The sequence below is a fragment of the Arthrobacter sp. CMU6 genome (assembly GCF_059090205.1).
The window spans coordinates 58,798-76,577 of sequence record NZ_JBNHFL010000002.1; the positions used below are offsets into that span (position 1 = coordinate 58,798).

Consider the following 17,780-nt stretch of genomic DNA (forward strand, 5'->3'; position numbering starts at 1 on the left):
GTCGTGGTGAACTGCTTCGCGGGTTGCCATTGGCAAGACATCAAACAGGCCCTCGAAGCAGCCCTGGGGCATGGGGGATCTTCCTTGAACGTCCTTGGCAGCGCCGGACTAACAAGAGCTACCCAGGCCAAACCGGCAGCTACGCAGAAATCCAAGGTCGACCACGGCCAACCGGTCGAGCAGGCCAGGTACTGCTTTCGTTTCGAAGATGGTTCAGTGGCCTTCACCAAAGTCAGGTTGGCCTATCCGAATTCACCCAAAGCCGGACACAAGGAATTTCGTTACTCGGCAAGGGACTCAGCGGTGCTGAAAAACCTGAAAGCAGACGGCGCCGTGCCCGTCTACAACCTGCCCGACCTCAAAAGGTGCATCGCGGCCGGTGAGGGCGCCCTGGCCGGTGAGGGGGAAAAGGATTGTGAAACGGCGAAGAGCAACGGCCGCACGATGATCTGCGGACATGCGGGCGCCGGCCAGCGTCTCCCAAGCGAGTACGCCTCCCAGCTCCGTGGTTTGCGGCACCTGACCATCGTGCCGGATATAGACGAACCCGGTATCAAGCACGCCCTGAATTGGATGGCCCTTGCTGAGGAAGCCGGCGTTCCCTTTACCGTCGTTCGAACCCCGCTCGAGATCAAAGGAGCCGATCTCACCGACCACTTTGAAAAGGGCCTCGGATGGGATGACCTGCTTGATGTAACTCAGGAGTTCCAGAAACGGGCGGATCCGGGCTGGACGCCTCCGGCCGAGGCAGTCACGCTCGCCGAGTGCGAGGACGCTTACCGGAAGTGGATGAGCTCCGCTTACGACATGTCTGTGGTGCACGCGAATCTTGCCGTCCGTGCAGCGCACGAACTGGAGGGTGAACCGGTCTGGCTCCTGACTGTTGCCGGATCGGCCAGCGGAAAGACCGAGGGAATCGCTCCTTTGGCCGCTACCCCGAACACGGTCATGGTGTCAGAAATTGCGTCGGCTGGGGCACTGCTGTCTGGAACCAGCAACTCTGAACGCTCAAAGGACGCGACAGGAGGGCTGCTGACTCAGATCGGAACCCAAGGGACCCTGATCCTGAAGGACTTCACCTCGATCCTTTCGCTGGGAAGCGATGCTCGAACGGCCGTCTTGGCGGCGCTTCGGGAAGTCTACGACGGCTCCTGGACTAGACACGTCGGAACAGACGGAGGAAAGACGCTGAGCTGGACAGGACGCATCAGTCTGATAGGCGCCACGACGACCACCTACGACCGGCACCACAGCGTAATCGCCGCCATGGGAGACCGTTTCGGGCTAATCAGGATGGATTCCCGCGCCGACCGACGGCTTAAAGGAAAACAGGCGCTCATGAACACCGGCCATGAAAAGCAGATGCGGGAGGAACTCAGCAAGGCGGCCGCGGGTGTCATCGCAGGCATGGATAAGAACCCTGCGCCTCTGGATGAGGATGACCTTATCGTCCTGTTTGAAGCAGCTGACTACGTCACCATGGCTCGTACACCGGCTGAACGGGATTTCAAGGGAGAACCGATGGAGGCAAATGACCCGGAGTCCCCAACTCGGTTCGTAAAGATGCTTCAGCAAATCGTCCTCGGCGGAAGCGCTATCGGAATGCACCGGCGGGACGCCATGCTCCTGGCTCTTCGCGTGGCCCATGACAGCATCCCGCCGGTGCGCCGCATGGTGCTCGAGGCCGTCCACAGGAAGCCGTTCAGCAGGACCGCAGACGTTGTCGAGGAGACGCAATTCCCCCGCTCAACCATCGATAGGATGCTCCAGGAACTCGCGCTGCAGCGCATGCTGGATAAAAGCCAAGGGGTTCGCCACGACGGGACCGAGGGAGGCCGATGGCAGTATTGCCTTGCCGACGGCATCGACCCGAATGCCGTGACGCCAGCAGCGCTGCCCGGCAATAAATACCCGGAAACGTCAGAAGGGGGACCGGCGGAGGTCTCGGAGGTTGTCGTTCTGAACGCCGATATTAATTTCTCCTCTGTGGCTACTGAGATTTCCGGTGATTTTTCCGGCCCAGCGCTCCACCTGAGCTCGCAGGACGCGCCAAACGACTACCGTATGCCCCGGCCGACGCTGATCCCGATCAATGACATCGAAGCCGAAACCTGCGACGAGCACCTCGTAGCGCCGCCCATGGTCATCCGACACTGCACCGCGTGCCAGGATCTCCGGCAGGCGAACGCCGCATGAGCGGGCTCACCTACACGGAGCGGGAGACCGGTTACCCTTGCTTCAGAACCTACGAGGAGAGCTTCTGGGGAGCCTTCAGGACAAGCGTCTCTGATCCGACGGGCTATTACCCGGGCCCGGAAGCACTGTTTCCGGACTTCGAGACGTACGGGGAGCTCTTTGCTGCTGCCGAGCAGGCTGGTCATGCAGATCCCAGGGAGGTCCGGACTCTCATCTTCCATCCACACGCTGACGCCCGTGTGCTCAATTTGCTGTGGGACCACACCAAGACCCAGCCGCCAGCGGATGCCCGGCGGAACAGGCACAACATCGTGGAATCCTCGGCCACTACGGAACGCCTCCTGGGCAGGTTCTGGCGTGAGACGGAAGACCCGTGGATCCGGGAAAAAGTGCTGCAATCACCGAACTGCACTGAACGCCTCCTGTTGCTTGCCATGCAGGCAAGGGACCCAGTCTCTTTGGGAACATCGCGTGGCTGGACGATGCCGGAATTGGCGCGGATGATTCTGGCCGAGCGACGCGCCGCCCAGTCAGCGAGTCTGGCGGAGGCCGCGTAGGGCCGCTATCAGGCACAAATGGGCAGTTACCGGTCGTCAAAATTCGCCCGTCCCGCACTTGGATGACGGGGCGGGCCGCCGGATCAGCCGTCTTCACGCAAAAGTATCAAAGTCCCTCGGCAGCCGGATTCACTCTCACAGCCGTTGTAGCCCCCGGCGGGGTATTCGCCCGCAGGGTAGTCGGCCCTTGCTTCTGCCATGGACGTGTATTCGTGGCCGTCGATTGCGGCGCAGTTCGCGCAGGTTTGATCATCAATAAGCTCACTGGCAAAGAGTGCCGAGTAGCCTTCCATTGGATCTTCGTCTACTGCGGGCTGTTCGGGCCGCGTGTGTTCATCCGGACCTTCGTTCCGTTGGACGGCCCATTGAGCGACTAGTGCCGACATACCCTCTTTGACGTCTTTCGCTTTCGCCCAGATACCCACGATCTCGTCCCCGTTCGTTATGCAGTCCCACTCAGAGGCTGCACCATCGAGCCTATACTGATGCTCTAACAGTGGCCGGTGATCCGCGTTCCTTCGGCGGGCAGGTCGGTCACTTGAGACGGGATCCTGCTAGAGGTGCCGTTTACCTATGTCCGGCCTCCACGGCTCAGAGAACAAGGCAACGGCAATCTAATCCTGCTCGCGCCAAGTAAGGCGGGTTGGGCAGCGATTACCCGTAGGTAGTAACAACGAACGTCGACGTCGGAACCCGCATCACAGAGTGTTGCTTGCAGTCGAAGAGAACGTACCGGTTCGCGTCGCCGCCAAGAAGCAACAACGGACGGTTATAGAACCGCGGGGACAATGTCTGACTATCGAGCAGCTCGGCCGGCTTTATACCGAAGTCGTAGCCGATCCAGAGATGCCCTGCGTGGCAATCTTTTACGTCGTTTGCCGCTTGGTAGGCGAGTGGAGGGAAGACTGCCAGGAGCCACATGAGTGTAATGCCCAAAGCACCCCACGGCACTTGCCGCCGCATCAGTGCCAGCTGCTTCCGCCGCAGTGCCGGGTCACCGCTGAAGATCAACGACATCGCTAGACGCCTTCGATCGAGTCGATCATCTCGGGACAAAGGCCGAGTGGTATCGAGCTCTCGAAGACGCCGTCGCATGCTGAGGTTGCGATCAATGATTTCGTTGCGCACCCCGGAGGTCTTCCATCTGCTCTCCGCCTCCTGGAGCCGAAGCCGGAAATCCTCCGGGGACATCCGCGCGAGTTCATCCCTATTCATGACGGGGTAGCTCCAGCGGTCACGCCTGAACCGGTTCAAGTTCCGAGGGTGGCTTGTCAGAACGATCGTCAACGGGAGCATCATCCCGTATATCAAGACCAGCACCAGGGCGATCGCGATCATGAGCGCTACGGACTGTGCAAGCAGCTGTATGTAATCGAGTCCTACCTCCTCCACCGATGTACCTAGCCGGCCGTAGAACGTGTCGAACGGTACTCTCAGCGCAACGTAAAGCAAGACTCCGCCAACAGTCAGCCAAGCAGCTGCATCTGCGGCTAAACGGAATCTACCTCCTGCGTACAGGGAACTCGCTCTTGGTTCCGCAGAAGGGGAGTTCATATTCCTCTCCGCACTTCCTTCGGGAAGTTCCGTCATGGTGGAAAGTATGCTCCTCCGCTCCTGACGTCTGCTAGCGACTCACCATTCAACGCGAAGGCGCTTCGGAAGTTTCGCATCGCCGCCTTTACCGATGGCTGCACCCAGCGGCCGGCCCTTGGTCAGGTGCGGCTTGGCCGGCGCCGGGTGCGGGACCTCAACCCCAGCCCGATCCATGGGGGAGCCGATCATCGCTGTGTGGTCACCTTTCCGCATCCAGTGCGGGGTGGCGGCCAGCAGTTTGGAGTTCTCCAGAACCGCGGTCGCGTCGAAGGTGTGCCACGGGGAGAAGGCGTAATCCATGAGCATCCCACGGCGAGCCCACCGGTCAGGACCGGTAGCGTCGTTGATGGCGAAGTCGGCTTCGAGGTTGAAGAACGCCTCGCTCATCAGGTGCCGGTCTGGAAACCATTCCTCCCAGTGGGCGATGCCGATGCGGGCAGCTGGTGAGTCCTGGCCGCGGCCGGGGAATTCGCGAAGAACCTTGGAGAGGATGCGGTAGATCTCGTGGCGCGGGTCGGTGCCGGTGTGGCTGGAGCGGTCGGGGTGCGGGGCGGCGATGAACACCACGGTCAGCCCTGACGTTTCCAGGGGACGTTCGGAAACGACCTGGGCCCAGCGCCGCACCTTGTTCTCGAAGGCGGGGGACGCGGTGGCCGTGAGCTCGAAGGCGATGCGCATGCCGTCGTGGCGGACGATCGTGCCGTCGGCGCGGCGGCTGTCAGCCCGGACCAGTTTCTTCCCGAGCCCGGAGCCGGCCAGCAGGTCGATGGAGGACAGCTTCTCGCCCATGACCGCCCCGACGTCCAGGTACTCCGCGACGCGCAGGCCCAGCTCGGTGGAGAGGACGTTGTGCCGGTCGTACTGGCCGCCGGTGGACCACGGCATGCCGGCGGTGACACTGAGCCACTCAGGGCCGGTGAGTGTCGGCTCGATGGTCCGAGTGAACGCCTCGGAGTTCGCGGTGCGGAAGACAACGCCGCTGTCCATGCCCGGGTTGAGCCGGAGCCGGTTGGCATAGACTCCGATGTCGATCAGGTCCAGGGAGAAGGACGCGGCCACAGACGAGTAGTTGGAGTCCAGGAAATAGCGGCAGCCGGTGAAAGCGGCGAGCTGTTCGGCCGAGACGGTGCGCCATGAGTCGAGGACGCCCCAGGCGGCGAGCCGGTCGGTGCGGCCGCGGTTGGAGGTGATGATGCGTCGTGCCTCGTCTGTCGTGAGGAGCAGCTTGGCGTTGACCGGGCTGAGGCCGAACTCTTTGTGATGCCTGGCCATCGGACCGGTGATCCAGTTCGCCTGGGAGCCCGGTGCCCAGAGTCGATCCCAGTACGGGTCTCGGCGGTTGTGCATGGCGAGGTCGTCGTTGGGGTTGGCCGAGGGCATCATCTCGGCGTGGAGGCCGTCGGAGACGATGCGGCGTTCGGGGGTGACTGCTACCAAGGGAAAGCTCCTGCTCGTTCGTGAATAAAGCCCTGCACAACGTTCGCAGCCGATGACGCAAAAGTCCCTGCTCGATGATTGACCCTTGTGGGGTTGTACTCGATCTCTCTGGCCGCGGCAAGACGGTAAATGTGTTGCTTCACACCTAGAAACATGCGTAGTTTTTGCGTCACCGCCCTGCACCCGGCTGGGCGGATTTAGGGTCTTTTGCAGCCTGCGGGAGGCTAGGGAATTGCCTTTATCGCCCCATGCCCGGATCGGCCCGCGCTGACCCTTCTTGCCTATGAAACACATGGACGGCTGCGAACATGGATCGCCGTCGTGCCAAGCATTTCGGTGTCGCCGGACAGCGTCTTCGGCTCTTACGCTGACATCTCTTCTGTGTGCGGCTGCGCCGCGGATGCCGGCCACACTTTCTGCAACTTTTCCCCAGAAATTTTTGGGTGGCCCAGCGCCGGGTGACGTCCTTGGGTGTCGCCGGCGGCGGGCCGTTAATGGCCTGCGGCCGGCAGTGGGTGCCACCTGACGTTCACGTTTTGGGTACCTGCCCCCGGGGGCCGAAGCCTCAGGGAAACGCATCGAGAACCGGACTGAGGTCACAACGGGAAACGGAACGGGGCGCAGCCCCGGACGACGAGAAACACATCGAGAGCCGGGACGTGAAACGAGCCGGGCACCAGTCCGCCCGCCGCAGGCGCCACCGGCCAGAACCAAACAACGAGCGGAGGGACCACCCGCCCAGGGAGAAGCCATGCGAAAAACACGACGCGCAGCGGAGAGAACAACACGGCGGCGTGCGCAGCACACAGCTGAAGCGAAGCGGAACCAGGGGAAACGGAACGAAAGACGAGGCGGACAACGGACAGTCCGCGCTACGGGCTGCGCAGCGCGGACGGTGCAGCGCAGCGAAGCCGGTCACCAAAACGAGAGATGATAAGCAGCCGCGGCGAAAAGCATGCCGCGGAGCGCGCGCAGCGCGCGAGCAGCGCCGCAGGCGCAGGAAACACGAAGATAGTACACGACGCGGGAAACCAGAACCGTCAACGGGCCGATGAGCGCTTCGCGCAACACGAAGGGACGAGGGGCGAAGCCCCGAGTCCTCTTAATATGCCGATTCACCGACAGCTGGGGAAAATTCTCGACGCTCTTCCGGTTTTGCACACCGGCAGCCGCGGCTACCGCCGGCCCAACACGACGCACCACCTATCGACGGCGCGGTTGAGTGCTTGCTTGGCCTGTGCGATCGCATGCGGGCGTCGGGAGCGCCTCGGCCGGGTCGCGGTCCGGTCCGGTCCCTCGCGTCAGTCGGGACGGAGCTCATCCTCGGCGTCGCCGAGCAGGACGTACGCATTGGAGCGCATCTCTTCCAACGTCGGCAGCTGCTGGGCCATGGAGGATCCTTGCGCTTGCGGCTTCGAACTGCTCCCACCCGCCGCGATTCTTCGCGGGACAGACCCTCGGCAAGCGTGTCGGATGTGCTTCATGGGACCCCATGTGTGCGGATCTGGCGTCCCTGCTCACCGTCGATAAAAAACTTGGGTCCACGGTGAGGTTCCGCGTAGCATGACCAAACCGGGCACGCGGCCCGCACCACTAACCATGGGGGAGCCGAGATGACCACTGGAGCGCAGCACCAGCGCATGACGGAGATTTCGCTTAACGACGCGGGGGAGGAGCGGCGCTACTTCACACCCTGCCGCTGCGCCATCGGTGCGGACCACGACGCGGACGTGGTCACCATCAGCGAACTTAAGAACGATGAAGATGGAGACGATGACGGCGAGGCGCTCAGCGTCTACGACGCGGCGGACATCTGGCGCTCCGAAGGCGAGGATGAGGGCTACACCTTCGGGTACAGCGAGGAGGAGCTCCGCCGGGCGGCCGACGAGGACTGACCGGCCCCACCGGACATAGTCGATGAAAGCTAGACGTTGGTGCAGGAAGTCGGGCTGCCAGCCCATTAGTTAATCTGCCGGTCCACCCGACGGCTCCGGAATTATTGTCGATGCTCTTCCCATTCCCATTTCCCCACCCGCGTCGACCGCCGGACCGACAGTGCGCCGCCCATCGGCAGTGCAGGAAGTCTGTGTGCGTCCGGCAGTTATTGAGCGTCGCGGTCCAAGGCAGCTTTGGCGAGGGCATCGCATTCGTCGAAGAGACTCTCGGATCATTCGGACGGTGTCGATGATGCGCTGGCCGTCCGTTCCCAATGCGGCCGGCCCGAGAATGCATAGGCGGTCGTTCACTGAAATCGGCCGCGCACTTGAGGAGATATAAGCGACAAGGCTACTCATCGCTCGGTGGACTCGCCTCGTCCGTCGGCAGAGGCTTCGGCAGCCTCTTCAGCAGCGGGTGGCTCGGATCGAGCAGTCCTAGGGCGTCCTCCAGTGCCGCAATTCGCGCCTTGAAGGCCTGCCGTCCGAACATCTCCGCCGTGTTCTGCAGGTGAGTCGCAGCAGCCAGATGATGTGGGTTGATGCACAAGCGATGCCCACATTTGTGATGGACGGTGAGTGATCCCAGTTCCTCCGTGAAGCTCCTCGCCGCTTCCCATGAGACCCGATGCGCAAACCTGTTCGTCGGTCCCCGGCCGATGAACCCGTACCCTGATCGCTTGGCCCCAATCCAGATCCAGCATCCGCCAGCATCCTCGGGGGCCACCTCACAACGGGACTTCAGGATCTCTAGTACAGCAGGGCCATCGCATCTGATGATCGCCTGGCGCAATGGGCCAAGGCGGTTGTACCACCCCGCGGTTCCTGACTGCGTGTAGTGGGCATAGAACTCTTCCGCTGTGGTCATGAGCCTACCGCTCCTTTCCTTCTGGTCGGCAAGTGCGGAGTTCGCGTTGACTCGCTCATGGGAGAAGCGTAGACGTGGGCTATGACATACGACGGAGGGGTTCTGTTTCTCGGAGGGCAGGTGACTGCCTGAGTGCGTGCCAGTGACGCTAAGGTGCAACTTCTGGACGAAAGGTGAGGAACGCACCATCACCGATGGCGAGCTGTGCACTGCCACCGGGTTAGTGGTCCCAGCCACTGTCTAGTTGTTGGCCGGGCGAGCACTTCACGACACGTTTGATTGGGCTGCCTCACCACTCGTCCACGTTGGTCCACGGGTGGTCCTTTAGTGGTTCTTCCAGAATGGCTCCCGGCTCCGTCGGTCCACCGGCGGGCGAACGTTGCTGAGGACCGGCATGGACCACCCTTGTGGACGGCTGTACGGACCGGCATGGACCACCCTTGTGGACCAATTGCATGGAGTGAGTGTGTCAAGGGACCTTAATCAGGCGTGTGCCCAGGGAGATATCCGTGTGATACATCGAGACGACGGAAGACACGGTGGTGGCACGCGGCGTCCGGCGGAATGGGTGGACGCCGGTTTCGCCGCCCGACCTCGATTCACTTGTGACTGCGACCTTGAGTTACAACGGAGAAACGGACCCCGTTTCCTGGTAGGGCTGGCACGTCATATGGGCCGCTTGGCGATCGTCTTCACCCATTGCGGAGACTCGAGCCCCTGTGGAAAGTCTGAGGCGAGCAGCTCGAACGATAACGCGTTCTTGCGCGGGGCTGACGTGCCGCTTCTGGTCATCACCAGTGGCTTTCTTTTCGGGTGTGGTGTTCATGCTCGACACTTTCGAAGGCCGGGACACGGCCGTGACGTCCGGTTCCTACTCGGGCATTTCCTTGGATAGGGCGATGATCCATTCCTCCGTCTGGTCGCCGGTCAACTTATCGAGAGTTATCCTGGCCTTCGCAGCAGCAATCTGCACCCTTCGGTCAGCCGGGCTCACTGATGCCGGCCGCTTCGACGGTGCGACCTCCGAATCGAGCTGGGAGCGTTTGAGGTGTGCTGCCAGACGACGAATGAGCATCCCTCCACCTGCTAGGCCCGGTGAACTCTGTCCCTGATTTCTTCATTGTCACGTGGCATTCCGAGGTAGTCCACAACGGTGAGGCTCGTCGTTCCCGCCAGGCTGACCCAGGAGAACGAAAGTCCGTCTGGATGCAGAGGCAGGACCGACGGGTCCAGATCAGATTTGTAGATGCCATGGAACGGAACCTACTTCTGGCCCAACACCCTGAGGTTCACGACATGGCCACATGAGATGCCGGTCTGGATGCCCTGTCTCTAGTTGGACGGGAGCAGGCAATGCTCCAAGCCAGTGGACCTGGCCGCAGAGGCGCTTCGACTTCACCAGCGTTCCGAAGGCGTAGCGCGTGAGGACCAGGAAGCTTCGGGCCCTTCCTGTGCAAGGGTCTTGATCCACTCGGGGGTCACATTTCCAAGACGGCGGTCGGTCACAATCCGCAGCTGTGCGGCTGCGATCTGCACGCCTCGGTCGTAGGCGGCAGCACGATGCGACAGCCTGGGCGAAAAACCGGCATGCTTTGGTTCGTTCGATGCGCGGACCGCTTCGTACTCGGGGTTTGATTCCTGCGCTGTCATCTACTCATTGCACCGGTTGTATGTCCTTTTGTCGATGGTCCATTTCGATGCCTGCCCCGCAGCGGCATCCAGCTGAAGGATGGTCGGTACGCCGCAAGCTCCACCCCTTGCTTTGAGGGCCGCGCCTTAGATCCGGCCGTTCCCCGGATAGGGCGATAATTCTGAGAATGGAGGACAACGTGGATACCGGTGAATGGGTCCTTGAACTGACAGACACCTTGACACACTCGGGTCATGGACTAGTGCAGATGACGGTGGCAACCTTCCGGGATGCGGCGTACAGGAACGAAATCCTTGAAGCCGCCAGGGGCGTCACTGCGGCGGCGGGCTGGCCACTCTACGAACTCTCAGCAAGGAACGTGGCGCCCGACCCGGCAGCATTGCCTGAATCGGGTTTCGTTATTCTGGGCGACGTGGACGCGCCCCTTCCAATGGCCGTTCCCGTGCTCATTGGCGCCTTCCAGCATCTTGTGCAAAGAGATCTCCCTGTCGGGCTGCTCGTTGTTGCGACGACGCGAGGGACCAGAGCGCTTCGGCTCCATCAGGGCTTGGGTTTCCTCAGCCGTGCGGAAACCCTTACTCAAGCCTAAGTGCGGCAGGCAGCCGGGTGCCTTCAGCCCGGCCAAAGCCTTGTGTCACCCGTCGGCTTCTACTTCTGCAACCCGGGTACCGATAGCTGCTCAGCAGCAGGAACAGCCGCGTCCGTGACTAGGAGGCAGCTGGGGCGGCGGAAGCACCAGTTGGGTCCACGGTGGCGGTGACTTGGGGACCACTTCGCTTCCGGTCAACAGGGTGCTGCAGTTGCATCTGCTGCCTGACGCCTGGAATGACGCAAGAAAATAGCCGGAAACCTCAGAAGGTGGGCCGCCATTCTCCTGTGCGCCAACTCCCCGGGACTGCTTTTATTTTCCCGGTTACTGAGATTTCCGGGCATTTTCCTGATGTCCGGCGGTTCGATCCCTATCCCTCGTCCCGTGACGTCGCCGCAGGTTCAGGAAGATGCAGAAAGGCAGTCCCCTATTCTTGTCCGGGTTCGTCAGCTTGGACCGTGCCGACGGAACATGCGTAGTCGGCAAGTTGTGGGTGAGGGGATTGGTGGTGCAGCTCCCATTCCCGCACTCAGCGGTACCGGCGTAAATTGTCGGGAACGACCCGAAGGAGGGAGCGATGAGCGTCAGATCACCCAGACGGAGGTCATCGGCGACGACCCGGCTCACCAAGGACGAGGCAGCACGCATCGCCACCGGGAGCCTCCAGGACCTGGTTGCTTCCCTGCACCTGCGGCTCAGCGCCGGTCCTGGTCGACCGCCAGCCGAACCTGTGCCGCTGGGCGGTGCACACGCTTGTCGACGGGCGCGACTTCATCGTCTCCGGGCCCGGCAAGACTGAACCGAACAACCCCTCTAACCGTGAGCTGGCTGCCCAGATCACCCAGGCCGTCGCCCGGATCGCCAAGCGCACCGGTGAACAGCCGGCGCAGGTCTTCACCGGGGACTGGGCCACTGCGGAGCTGCTCCGCGCAAAGTCCGATCTGCCGGTCACCGACCTCACCGCACCGCCGGCTGCCCTGGCCGCAGCGCGTGACGCCGTGGCCGAAGTTGAACGTGGACTCGTCTCCGGTCTGGTCCTGGCCTGCGACTCATCGCGGGGCCGCGGCAGGACCGTCAACGGCTGCGGCTACGTCCTTGCTTACGCCGACGGGGCCGATCCGATCCTGGGCGCCTACACGGCCGTCAGCGCACATGGCGGCATCCGCGCCGGGGAGCTGGCAGCGATCCGGCGCGGGCTACAGTCCACCCTGGGCCACCACCCGGTGCTGCGCGAAGGAGTTGGCGACCTGAAGATCCTCACCGACTCCAAGGCAGCCCTGGAGGTCCTTGACCGGGTATCCACCGGCTCCCTTCAGCCGTTCGATGACACCGACTCCATCGCGGAATGCAAGCGCATCCTGGGCTCGGCCCGCGGCGTGAACATCTCCTACGAATGGGTCCGGGGCCACAACGGCCACCCGTTGAACGAGCTCGCGGACCGCCTGGCCGTCCTGGCCCGTCGGAACCGGGAAATGGGCGTTGACGAGGTGACCAACGCACGGATGATCGCTTCGATCCGCGAGGAAGCGAAGACCATCTTCGGCGGCGCCCCGTTGTCGGCAGCAACCTAAGAACCGCCCCTGTTGGTTTTGGCACCCAACATCCTGTAAGTTATCGATTGTCGTTATTAACGGCAGTCGATAACTATTGGGGGAATCATGGAACTGGACAAGGACACGGACCGGAAGCAGCGCGACGGGAAGAAGATCGTTTCCAGAGGGGACGCGATACTGCTCATGATCGCTGCGACACTGGCCGCGGTCGTGACCACAGCGGTGTCGGTCTCCGGGATCGTGGGGTACTTCACCGGGCCAGTGACCCTTGAGCTTCCGGTTTCCTCGACGAACCAGGCCGCCAGTGGCCTGGGGCTGGAAGCCACCGGAAACTACACGACACTGTCAGCCACCATCCCGAGCCTTCCGGCCGAGCCAGCCGTGCTCCTGGCGTGGTCCGGGGCCCTGAACCAGCTCGGCGTCCTGGCCATCCTGACCCTGGTGTTCCTGCTGGCATACCGGCTGCGCAGCGCGGTCCTGTTCACAGCGAAGTCCGTCGGGATCATCGGCGCCTGCGGTGCAGTCCTGGCGCTGGCGGGAACCGTCGGCCAGGTCCTGAACGGATGGGCACTGACACGGGTAGCCGATCTGGTCGCCGGCAGCGGGAGCAGCCCGGGGAAGTCAGTGATCCTCGAAGCCGAATTCACCACCGGACCCCTGATGCTCGGCATCGTCCTGGTGCTGGTCGCCGCGGTCTTCCAGTATGGCCGCCGGCTTCAGAAAGACACGGACGGGCTGGTCTGATGCCAGCTGACGATTCCTCCGACATCCACTGCCGGCTCGATGAGCTCCTGGAAGCGCGCGGCATGACCCTGACCGAACTCAGCAAACAGGTCGGGGTAAGCCTGGTGAACCTCTCGGTGCTCAAGAACGACCGGGCCAAGGCGATACGGTTCTCCACGCTGACGGCGATCTGCGACGTCCTGGACTGCCAGGTCGGCGACCTGCTCGTAACCACCCGCGCCAAGAAGTAACCAAAAGGCAACCGTCACCTTTGCCAGCCCATGCCATGCTGGGCCCATGAAGAGGCTGTACGCGGTCCCGCTGAGCCTGCTCCTTGTCTCCGGAGCAGCAGGCTGCGCGATGCCCGGGGTGTGCCCGGCGATCGGCTGGAGCAACTCCGCGACTGTGGTCCTGGAAGGGCCGGTGGATGCGGTAGCCAAGGTCCAGTTCTGCCCGGATGGAGTCTGCTCCACCACTCCACGGCCCACGACAGCACCAAAATCCACGATTAGCCCCAGTGGCGGCGCTCTCCCGGGCCAGGCGGCCGCCGCTGCCCCTGCAACACCAGGGACCCCTGTGCCCGGAACGGTGTACAGCATAAACACCGCGAGGAAAGTCGATGACCGGACCTGGCAGTTCAACGTATCGATGAGCGCTCCAACGAAGGCCACGATCAAGGCCCTGGATGCACGGGAAGAAGTGCTTGCCCAGCGGGAGGTGGATCTGACGTGGACCCGGGTCGGCGGCAGCGAACAGTGCGGCGGCCCGTCCACGGCCGGGCCCATCACCCTGTCCCTGCAGTAGTCGACGTTCGTCTGACTCGCGGCCCGTGGCCGGGAGCCGGCGGCGGGCTGGGTGAACCCGGAGGTAATGGGGGCAACCCCTCAGGCTCATCCGCCGCCGACCTGCTGAGAGCCTACTCCGGGATCCTTGGGAAATTCTGTTCAGAACAGCACCCGTGGGTGGGTTCTCTACGCATGTTTCGGGGAAGAGAAAGTTCTTGCCTGCCTTTGGAGTCACCGTGAAGAAACTCATCGCCCCCGCACTGCTCGCCGTCCTGGCACTGACCGGCTGCTCAGCCGCCACGCCGGCACCGGCCGCCTCACCTGCCGTGTCCGTGGCCCGGGCCACTGAGGAGCAGAAGGCTGCGCTCATGACGGACCTGGCAAAGGTGAACCCGCAGCTGGAAGGGCCCCGCGTCCTTGCCTTCGCCACACTCTCCTGCCGCTCAATCCTCAAAGGGGAGCCCGAAGGGGTACAGATCATGGCGGTCAAGGACCGGTTCTCCCACGCTTCCGACAAGCCCCTCACGGACGATGATGCCAAACGGATCATCGAGGTCATCAAAGGCAACGGCTTCTGCGTAAAGGCGTGAGCGGCCAAGCCTGCACCGTCGGTTTGGTCGCCTGCGCATCCCAGAAGCTGCAGCGGCCGGCGCCGGCGCGGGAACTCTACGTCTCCCCGCTGTTCAAGAAGGCATCGGCCTACGCGGAACAGACATGCGACCGCTGGTACGTCCTGTCCGCCAGGCACGGCCTGGTCCACCCGGACACCGTGCTCGAGCCCTACGACCAGCGGCTCAGCGGCAGCCGCGCCTCCGCAGCCAACCAGGAATGGGCAGACAGGGTCCGCCAGCAGCTAGCGAAAGAGCTGGACGGGATCGAGAACGTCACGCTCATGGCCCTGGCCGGCGAGCAGTACCGGGCTATCCTCCGGGATGTCCCCTGGCCGTACGAGGTCCCGATGCGGGGGCTTGGCATAGGCCAGCAACTTGGCTGGCTGACCAGAAAGCTGGCCGGGCGTGACACTAGGTAGGGTGGATGCCGTGGGGGAGAAGAAGATCGACGAGCATTTCCAGCGGGCCATCAACCGCCCGTACTACTACGGGTATGCCGCGGGCGGTAAAACCATCTATGCGTACACGAAGGAAGAGTGGGGCATCGGTGCCAGCTCGGGCGGCGGCGACCACAACCTGATCCGCTCCTTCTACTTCAGCCTGTTCATGACAGTGCTGATGTTTCTCCCGGCCTCGCTGTTCTGTGTGGTCTTCGGGCTCCTTGTGCTGTTCAAGATGCCGATCATGACGCTCGTCATGCTGTTCTTCGGTGCCCTCTTCGGTCTCGGAGTCATCCAGGGCTATTTCAACGTCACAGAAGAGTGGCGGGGGCGCAAGGCCCGGAAGCTCAAGGGCCTCCCGAAACCCTGGTGGGAGGCGGCCGACGACCACGCCTACGAATGGTTCCTCCAGCATCCAGATCCCCGCATCCAGATGACCCTGGACTTCTTCCCATATTCCGTGAAGCTCCGGAAGGAAGCCGAGTCCACAGCCAGGGTCAACGGCGAGGGCAAGGGCTGATCGTGCCGGACGCAAGACTGGGCGATTCCGAAAGTCCGGTTGAAGTGAGGATGAGCGTCAGGGACTGGCAGTGGCTTGATGCGGCCATCGACAACACCGTCGCCATGGCCTCGTCAGACGGCGATGAACGCGCCGTGGAGCAGGGCCGGCAGATCCGTACGGCGGGCTGGGAAGCAGCCCGTGTCCATCCACGCAGCAAGGACGGCTGGGCCGGATGGCCGCCCGCCGATGAGGAGCTGACCGTTTCCCTCTCAGTCGCCGCCTGGCAGTTCGCCATCCAGGAGCTGCGCCGGTGGGAGCAGGTTGCAAGGGAAGCCGGCAGCGACGCAGAGCCGCGGGGGTCTGCAATTGCCTCGTTCCTGGCGGACCGCGTCCGGACGCCCTAGTTGCCGCCTACTGCCTGGCAGGGCTCGGTGGAATCCGCAGAGAGACCCAGGTCGTTCCGCGCGGTCCTGAGCAGCACGGGGGAGTCGTTGTAGATATGCAGGATGCTGCAGCTGAGGGCCTTCGCCTCCTTGCGTGCGCCCGCGAAATCCCGGTCCCCGACGAGGAACTGCAGGCTGACGCAGCTGGCTTCTGTCTCCAGTAATCCGGTCATCGAGGACGTGATTTTCAGGCTGAGGATGGCATCCATGGCCGCTTCAGGATCCTCTTCGGCCACCGCCGCAAGAATACGTTTCAGCCGGCCGGGGAGCATGCCGAGGAAGTCCCGCAGGAAGCGCAAGGCGATCTCGGGGCTGTCCAGCTCCTCGGCCAGGGTCTTGATCTTGTTTGGGTCCAGGACTATGCGGTGCTCAATCATTCGTGCCTGCGGCCGAGGGCTTCTCATCGGGTGCCTTGCGCCAAATGCTGGCGAGCATACCGATGACGAGTACCGCGGGTGCGCCGTACATGAGGATGTTCAGGACGAGCGGTTGGCGGACGGCCCTGATGACATCGCCAATGTGCGGGATCGTGGCAACGTGCCGGTCAACGGTGGGCCCGCTGATCGTGGCCAGCCAGGGATCCACACCATTGTTGGCGTCACCCTTGGTCTGCACGGAGATGCTGCCGTCGGGGTTGGCGGTCACCTCGGTGACGCGGTGGGTTTCCACCCGCTGGTCTTCGACCGGGATGTGATAGGTGATGATGTCCCCGACGGCGACCTCGCTGGCCGGGACAGGCTTGGTGACCACGACGTCGCCGGGGTTGATCAGCGGCGACATCGAGCCGGTCAGCATGGTGAGGGTCTGGTAGCCGAAGACGCGTGGGCCGATGGCGAGCATCAGGAACGCGGCCACCGCCAGGACCAGCAGAGTGGTGGTGATGACGCCCAGCGATCGGCGGAGGAGGTTTACCGCCTGCCCGGAACGGTTCGATCTGAGGGCTACGCTGATCTGCCGCACTTCACCTGTGGCGTTGGGGCGTCGGGTGAGTTTCAGTGCGGTGCTCATTGCGGGGCCTTTGAATCTGGGTGGGGGTGGTTCCGGGCAGGCGGAGTCTTACTTGACCGTCTCGGTGCGCTGAGTGCCGGTGAAGGTGAAACCGATGGTGCTGGTGGCGCCCTGCGAGGTGTTGGGGGCGGTCTTGGCAAGCGTGGTGGAAACCTTCAGGTTGTCCGTCTTCGCTGCCGCCAGCGCTGTCAGGTTGGCGAGGTCGCGGTTGGCGCCGATGACCGGTGAGGAGGCCAGGACAACGGTCCTGGTGCCGGTGCAGCTGTAGGGGGCGGCGGTTCCGGTCCAGGCGACGCTGCAGTTCTCGATGAGCAGCTGCAGGCCGTCGGTTGCTTCGGTGGTCAGGGCGGAGGCGGTCGCTCCGGCGTCGGTCGTCAGCGACACAGCGTTCAGTGCGGAGTTGCCGGTGTTGGAGAGGGTGACGAGCTTTTCGATGGTGTCGCCGGGCAGGATTCCTGCGACCGGGACGTTCAGGGTGTTGTTCGCACCGGGCGCACCGAGGGCGATCGTGACGGTGCCGGCGGTGACTGCCTGGCTGGCGGAGGTGCTGGAGCTGAACGCACCGAAGGTGCCCATGCCTGCGACGGCGGCCGCGGTGCCGACCAGGGCGACGGAGGCGAGGATCTTGCCGGTGGTGGTTTTCATGCTGATGCCCATGTGGGTGAGTCCTTTAGGTGGCGGGCACCCCAGTGGGGCGGCCGAAAATTATGGTCTGCTGCCGGATTTGGCTTGACCTCCGTGTACTTTTCCGCCCGCATATCAAGAAGGGACCACATGTAGGCTCAAGGTTCGGTCAAGAATTTACGTTTCCGCAGGTCAGAGGGATTTTTGTGGCTTAAATCACTCGGTTGGAACGGGAAATCGAGGCGCCTTGCGGACAACCAGATGAG

Annotated in this window: 20 protein-coding genes; 12 read left to right on the forward strand and 8 right to left on the reverse strand. The window is 62.9% G+C overall.

Going from position 1 to position 17,780, the window contains the following annotated elements:
- Positions 1-84 precede the first annotated feature (84 nt).
- Together AC5RWD_RS01620 and AC5RWD_RS01625 are read left to right on the forward strand one after the other, a co-directional pair.
- Positions 85-2,196 (forward strand): hypothetical protein, encoded by a 2,112-nt coding sequence (locus AC5RWD_RS01620; protein WP_494018378.1) that lies wholly within the window; start codon positions 85-87, stop codon positions 2,194-2,196.
- Positions 2,193-2,753 carry a hypothetical protein gene (locus tag AC5RWD_RS01625; RefSeq protein ID WP_494018379.1) on the forward strand — a complete coding sequence of 187 codons (561 nt, stop codon included), beginning with the start codon at positions 2,193-2,195 and terminating at the stop codon, positions 2,751-2,753. Before AC5RWD_RS01620 ends, AC5RWD_RS01625 begins: the two co-directional genes overlap by 4 nt.
- Positions 2,754-2,836: 83 nt before the next feature.
- On the opposite strand, the gene AC5RWD_RS01630 is transcribed toward AC5RWD_RS01625, so the two are convergent.
- The 3 genes from AC5RWD_RS01630 to AC5RWD_RS01640 all read right to left on the reverse strand — a co-directional run bounded on the left by AC5RWD_RS01630 (position 2,837) and on the right by AC5RWD_RS01640 (position 5,783).
- A complete protein-coding gene (locus tag AC5RWD_RS01630) occupies positions 2,837-3,178 on the reverse strand; it encodes a hypothetical protein (RefSeq protein WP_494018380.1) in 342 nt (113 codons plus the stop codon).
- A gap of 229 nt (positions 3,179-3,407) precedes the next feature.
- Positions 3,408-4,343 carry a hypothetical protein gene (locus AC5RWD_RS01635; RefSeq protein ID WP_494018381.1) on the reverse strand — a complete coding sequence of 312 codons (936 nt, stop codon included), beginning with the start codon at positions 4,341-4,343 and terminating at the stop codon, positions 3,408-3,410.
- Positions 4,344-4,385: 42 nt separating this feature from the next.
- Entirely contained in the window at positions 4,386-5,783 is a 1,398-nt protein-coding gene (locus AC5RWD_RS01640; protein WP_494018382.1) for a hypothetical protein, read from the reverse strand.
- Between the two features lie 1,613 nt (positions 5,784-7,396).
- Here AC5RWD_RS01640 and AC5RWD_RS01645 point away from each other — a divergent pair.
- Positions 7,397-7,678 (forward strand): hypothetical protein, encoded by a 282-nt coding sequence (locus AC5RWD_RS01645; RefSeq protein WP_494018383.1) that lies wholly within the window; start codon positions 7,397-7,399, stop codon positions 7,676-7,678.
- Between the two features lie 391 nt (positions 7,679-8,069).
- Here the strand turns inward: AC5RWD_RS01645 and AC5RWD_RS01650 are convergent, their stop codons facing one another.
- Both AC5RWD_RS01650 and AC5RWD_RS01655 read right to left on the reverse strand, forming a co-directional pair.
- Positions 8,070-8,585, reverse strand: coding sequence for an HNH endonuclease (locus AC5RWD_RS01650; protein WP_494018384.1), 516 nt, complete (start codon positions 8,583-8,585; stop codon positions 8,070-8,072).
- An 871-nt stretch (positions 8,586-9,456) separates the two neighbouring features.
- Positions 9,457-9,660 (reverse strand): hypothetical protein, encoded by a 204-nt coding sequence (locus AC5RWD_RS01655; protein WP_494018385.1) that lies wholly within the window; start codon positions 9,658-9,660, stop codon positions 9,457-9,459.
- 742 nt (positions 9,661-10,402) lie between these two features.
- Here AC5RWD_RS01655 and AC5RWD_RS01660 point away from each other — a divergent pair.
- From AC5RWD_RS01660 to AC5RWD_RS01700, 9 genes are all read left to right on the forward strand, one after another.
- On the forward strand, positions 10,403-10,825 hold the full coding sequence (locus AC5RWD_RS01660) for a hypothetical protein (RefSeq protein ID WP_494018386.1): 423 nt from the start codon (positions 10,403-10,405) through the stop codon (positions 10,823-10,825).
- A gap of 674 nt (positions 10,826-11,499) precedes the next feature.
- Complete coding sequence (locus tag AC5RWD_RS01665; RefSeq protein ID WP_494018387.1) at positions 11,500-12,396, forward strand: RNase H family protein; 897 nt, start codon at positions 11,500-11,502, stop codon at positions 12,394-12,396.
- A gap of 87 nt (positions 12,397-12,483) precedes the next feature.
- Positions 12,484-13,122, forward strand: a complete 639-nt coding sequence (locus tag AC5RWD_RS01670) for a hypothetical protein (protein WP_494018388.1) — start codon at positions 12,484-12,486, stop codon at positions 13,120-13,122.
- Complete coding sequence (locus AC5RWD_RS01675) at positions 13,122-13,352, forward strand: helix-turn-helix domain-containing protein (protein WP_494018389.1); 231 nt, start codon at positions 13,122-13,124, stop codon at positions 13,350-13,352. Before AC5RWD_RS01670 ends, AC5RWD_RS01675 begins: the two co-directional genes overlap by 1 nt.
- A gap of 46 nt (positions 13,353-13,398) precedes the next feature.
- Positions 13,399-13,905 carry a hypothetical protein gene (locus AC5RWD_RS01680; protein WP_494018390.1) on the forward strand — a complete coding sequence of 169 codons (507 nt, stop codon included), beginning with the start codon at positions 13,399-13,401 and terminating at the stop codon, positions 13,903-13,905.
- A gap of 217 nt (positions 13,906-14,122) precedes the next feature.
- Complete coding sequence (locus AC5RWD_RS01685; protein ID WP_494018391.1) at positions 14,123-14,476, forward strand: hypothetical protein; 354 nt, start codon at positions 14,123-14,125, stop codon at positions 14,474-14,476.
- Positions 14,473-14,916: a DUF6884 domain-containing protein gene (locus AC5RWD_RS01690; protein WP_494018392.1), complete on the forward strand. Its 444-nt coding sequence runs from the start codon at positions 14,473-14,475 to the stop codon at positions 14,914-14,916. The genes AC5RWD_RS01685 and AC5RWD_RS01690 overlap by 4 nt, the downstream gene beginning before the upstream one ends.
- Positions 14,903-15,457: a hypothetical protein gene (locus AC5RWD_RS01695; protein ID WP_494018393.1), complete on the forward strand. Its 555-nt coding sequence runs from the start codon at positions 14,903-14,905 to the stop codon at positions 15,455-15,457. Before AC5RWD_RS01690 ends, AC5RWD_RS01695 begins: the two co-directional genes overlap by 14 nt.
- Positions 15,458-15,507: 50 nt before the next feature.
- The gene (locus tag AC5RWD_RS01700; protein WP_494018394.1) at positions 15,508-15,843 is read left to right on the forward strand and encodes a hypothetical protein; all 336 of its coding nucleotides are present in this window, start codon (positions 15,508-15,510) and stop codon (positions 15,841-15,843) included.
- Here AC5RWD_RS01700 and AC5RWD_RS01705 read toward each other — a convergent pair.
- Genes AC5RWD_RS01705 through AC5RWD_RS01715 form a run of 3 tightly spaced genes read right to left on the reverse strand, consistent with a single transcriptional unit; the run spans position 15,840 to position 17,547 of the window.
- Positions 15,840-16,259, reverse strand: coding sequence for an Hpt domain-containing protein (locus tag AC5RWD_RS01705; RefSeq protein WP_494018395.1), 420 nt, complete (start codon positions 16,257-16,259; stop codon positions 15,840-15,842). The two genes, AC5RWD_RS01700 and AC5RWD_RS01705, sit on opposite strands and share 4 nt — an antisense overlap.
- Positions 16,252-16,890, reverse strand: coding sequence for a signal peptidase I (locus tag AC5RWD_RS01710; protein WP_494018396.1), 639 nt, complete (start codon positions 16,888-16,890; stop codon positions 16,252-16,254). The genes AC5RWD_RS01705 and AC5RWD_RS01710 overlap by 8 nt, the downstream gene beginning before the upstream one ends.
- Before the next feature lie 48 nt (positions 16,891-16,938).
- Positions 16,939-17,547 (reverse strand): TasA family protein, encoded by a 609-nt coding sequence (locus AC5RWD_RS01715; RefSeq protein WP_494018397.1) that lies wholly within the window; start codon positions 17,545-17,547, stop codon positions 16,939-16,941.
- Positions 17,548-17,780: the final 233 nt, after the last annotated feature.

What these genes read in the sequence shown, in the direction of transcription:
- AC5RWD_RS01625 (WP_494018379.1), top strand. Translation starts at nt 2,193, where the DNA reads ATGAGCGGGCTCACCTACACGGAGCGGGAGACCGGTTACCCTTGCTTC.
- AC5RWD_RS01635 (WP_494018381.1), bottom strand. Translation starts at nt 4,343, where the DNA reads ATGACGGAACTTCCCGAAGGAAGTGCGGAGAGGAATATGAACTCCCCT.
- AC5RWD_RS01645 (WP_494018383.1), top strand. Translation starts at nt 7,397, where the DNA reads ATGACCACTGGAGCGCAGCACCAGCGCATGACGGAGATTTCGCTTAAC.
- AC5RWD_RS01650 (WP_494018384.1), bottom strand. Translation starts at nt 8,585, where the DNA reads ATGACCACAGCGGAAGAGTTCTATGCCCACTACACGCAGTCAGGAACC.
- AC5RWD_RS01655 (WP_494018385.1), bottom strand. Translation starts at nt 9,660, where the DNA reads ATGCTCATTCGTCGTCTGGCAGCACACCTCAAACGCTCCCAGCTCGAT.
- AC5RWD_RS01660 (WP_494018386.1), top strand. Translation starts at nt 10,403, where the DNA reads ATGGAGGACAACGTGGATACCGGTGAATGGGTCCTTGAACTGACAGAC.
- AC5RWD_RS01670 (WP_494018388.1), top strand. Translation starts at nt 12,484, where the DNA reads ATGGAACTGGACAAGGACACGGACCGGAAGCAGCGCGACGGGAAGAAG.
- AC5RWD_RS01675 (WP_494018389.1), top strand. Translation starts at nt 13,122, where the DNA reads ATGCCAGCTGACGATTCCTCCGACATCCACTGCCGGCTCGATGAGCTC.
- AC5RWD_RS01680 (WP_494018390.1), top strand. Translation starts at nt 13,399, where the DNA reads ATGAAGAGGCTGTACGCGGTCCCGCTGAGCCTGCTCCTTGTCTCCGGA.
- AC5RWD_RS01700 (WP_494018394.1), top strand. Translation starts at nt 15,508, where the DNA reads ATGAGCGTCAGGGACTGGCAGTGGCTTGATGCGGCCATCGACAACACC.
- AC5RWD_RS01705 (WP_494018395.1), bottom strand. Translation starts at nt 16,259, where the DNA reads ATGATTGAGCACCGCATAGTCCTGGACCCAAACAAGATCAAGACCCTG.
- AC5RWD_RS01710 (WP_494018396.1), bottom strand. Translation starts at nt 16,890, where the DNA reads ATGAGCACCGCACTGAAACTCACCCGACGCCCCAACGCCACAGGTGAA.
- AC5RWD_RS01715 (WP_494018397.1), bottom strand. Translation starts at nt 17,547, where the DNA reads ATGGGCATCAGCATGAAAACCACCACCGGCAAGATCCTCGCCTCCGTC.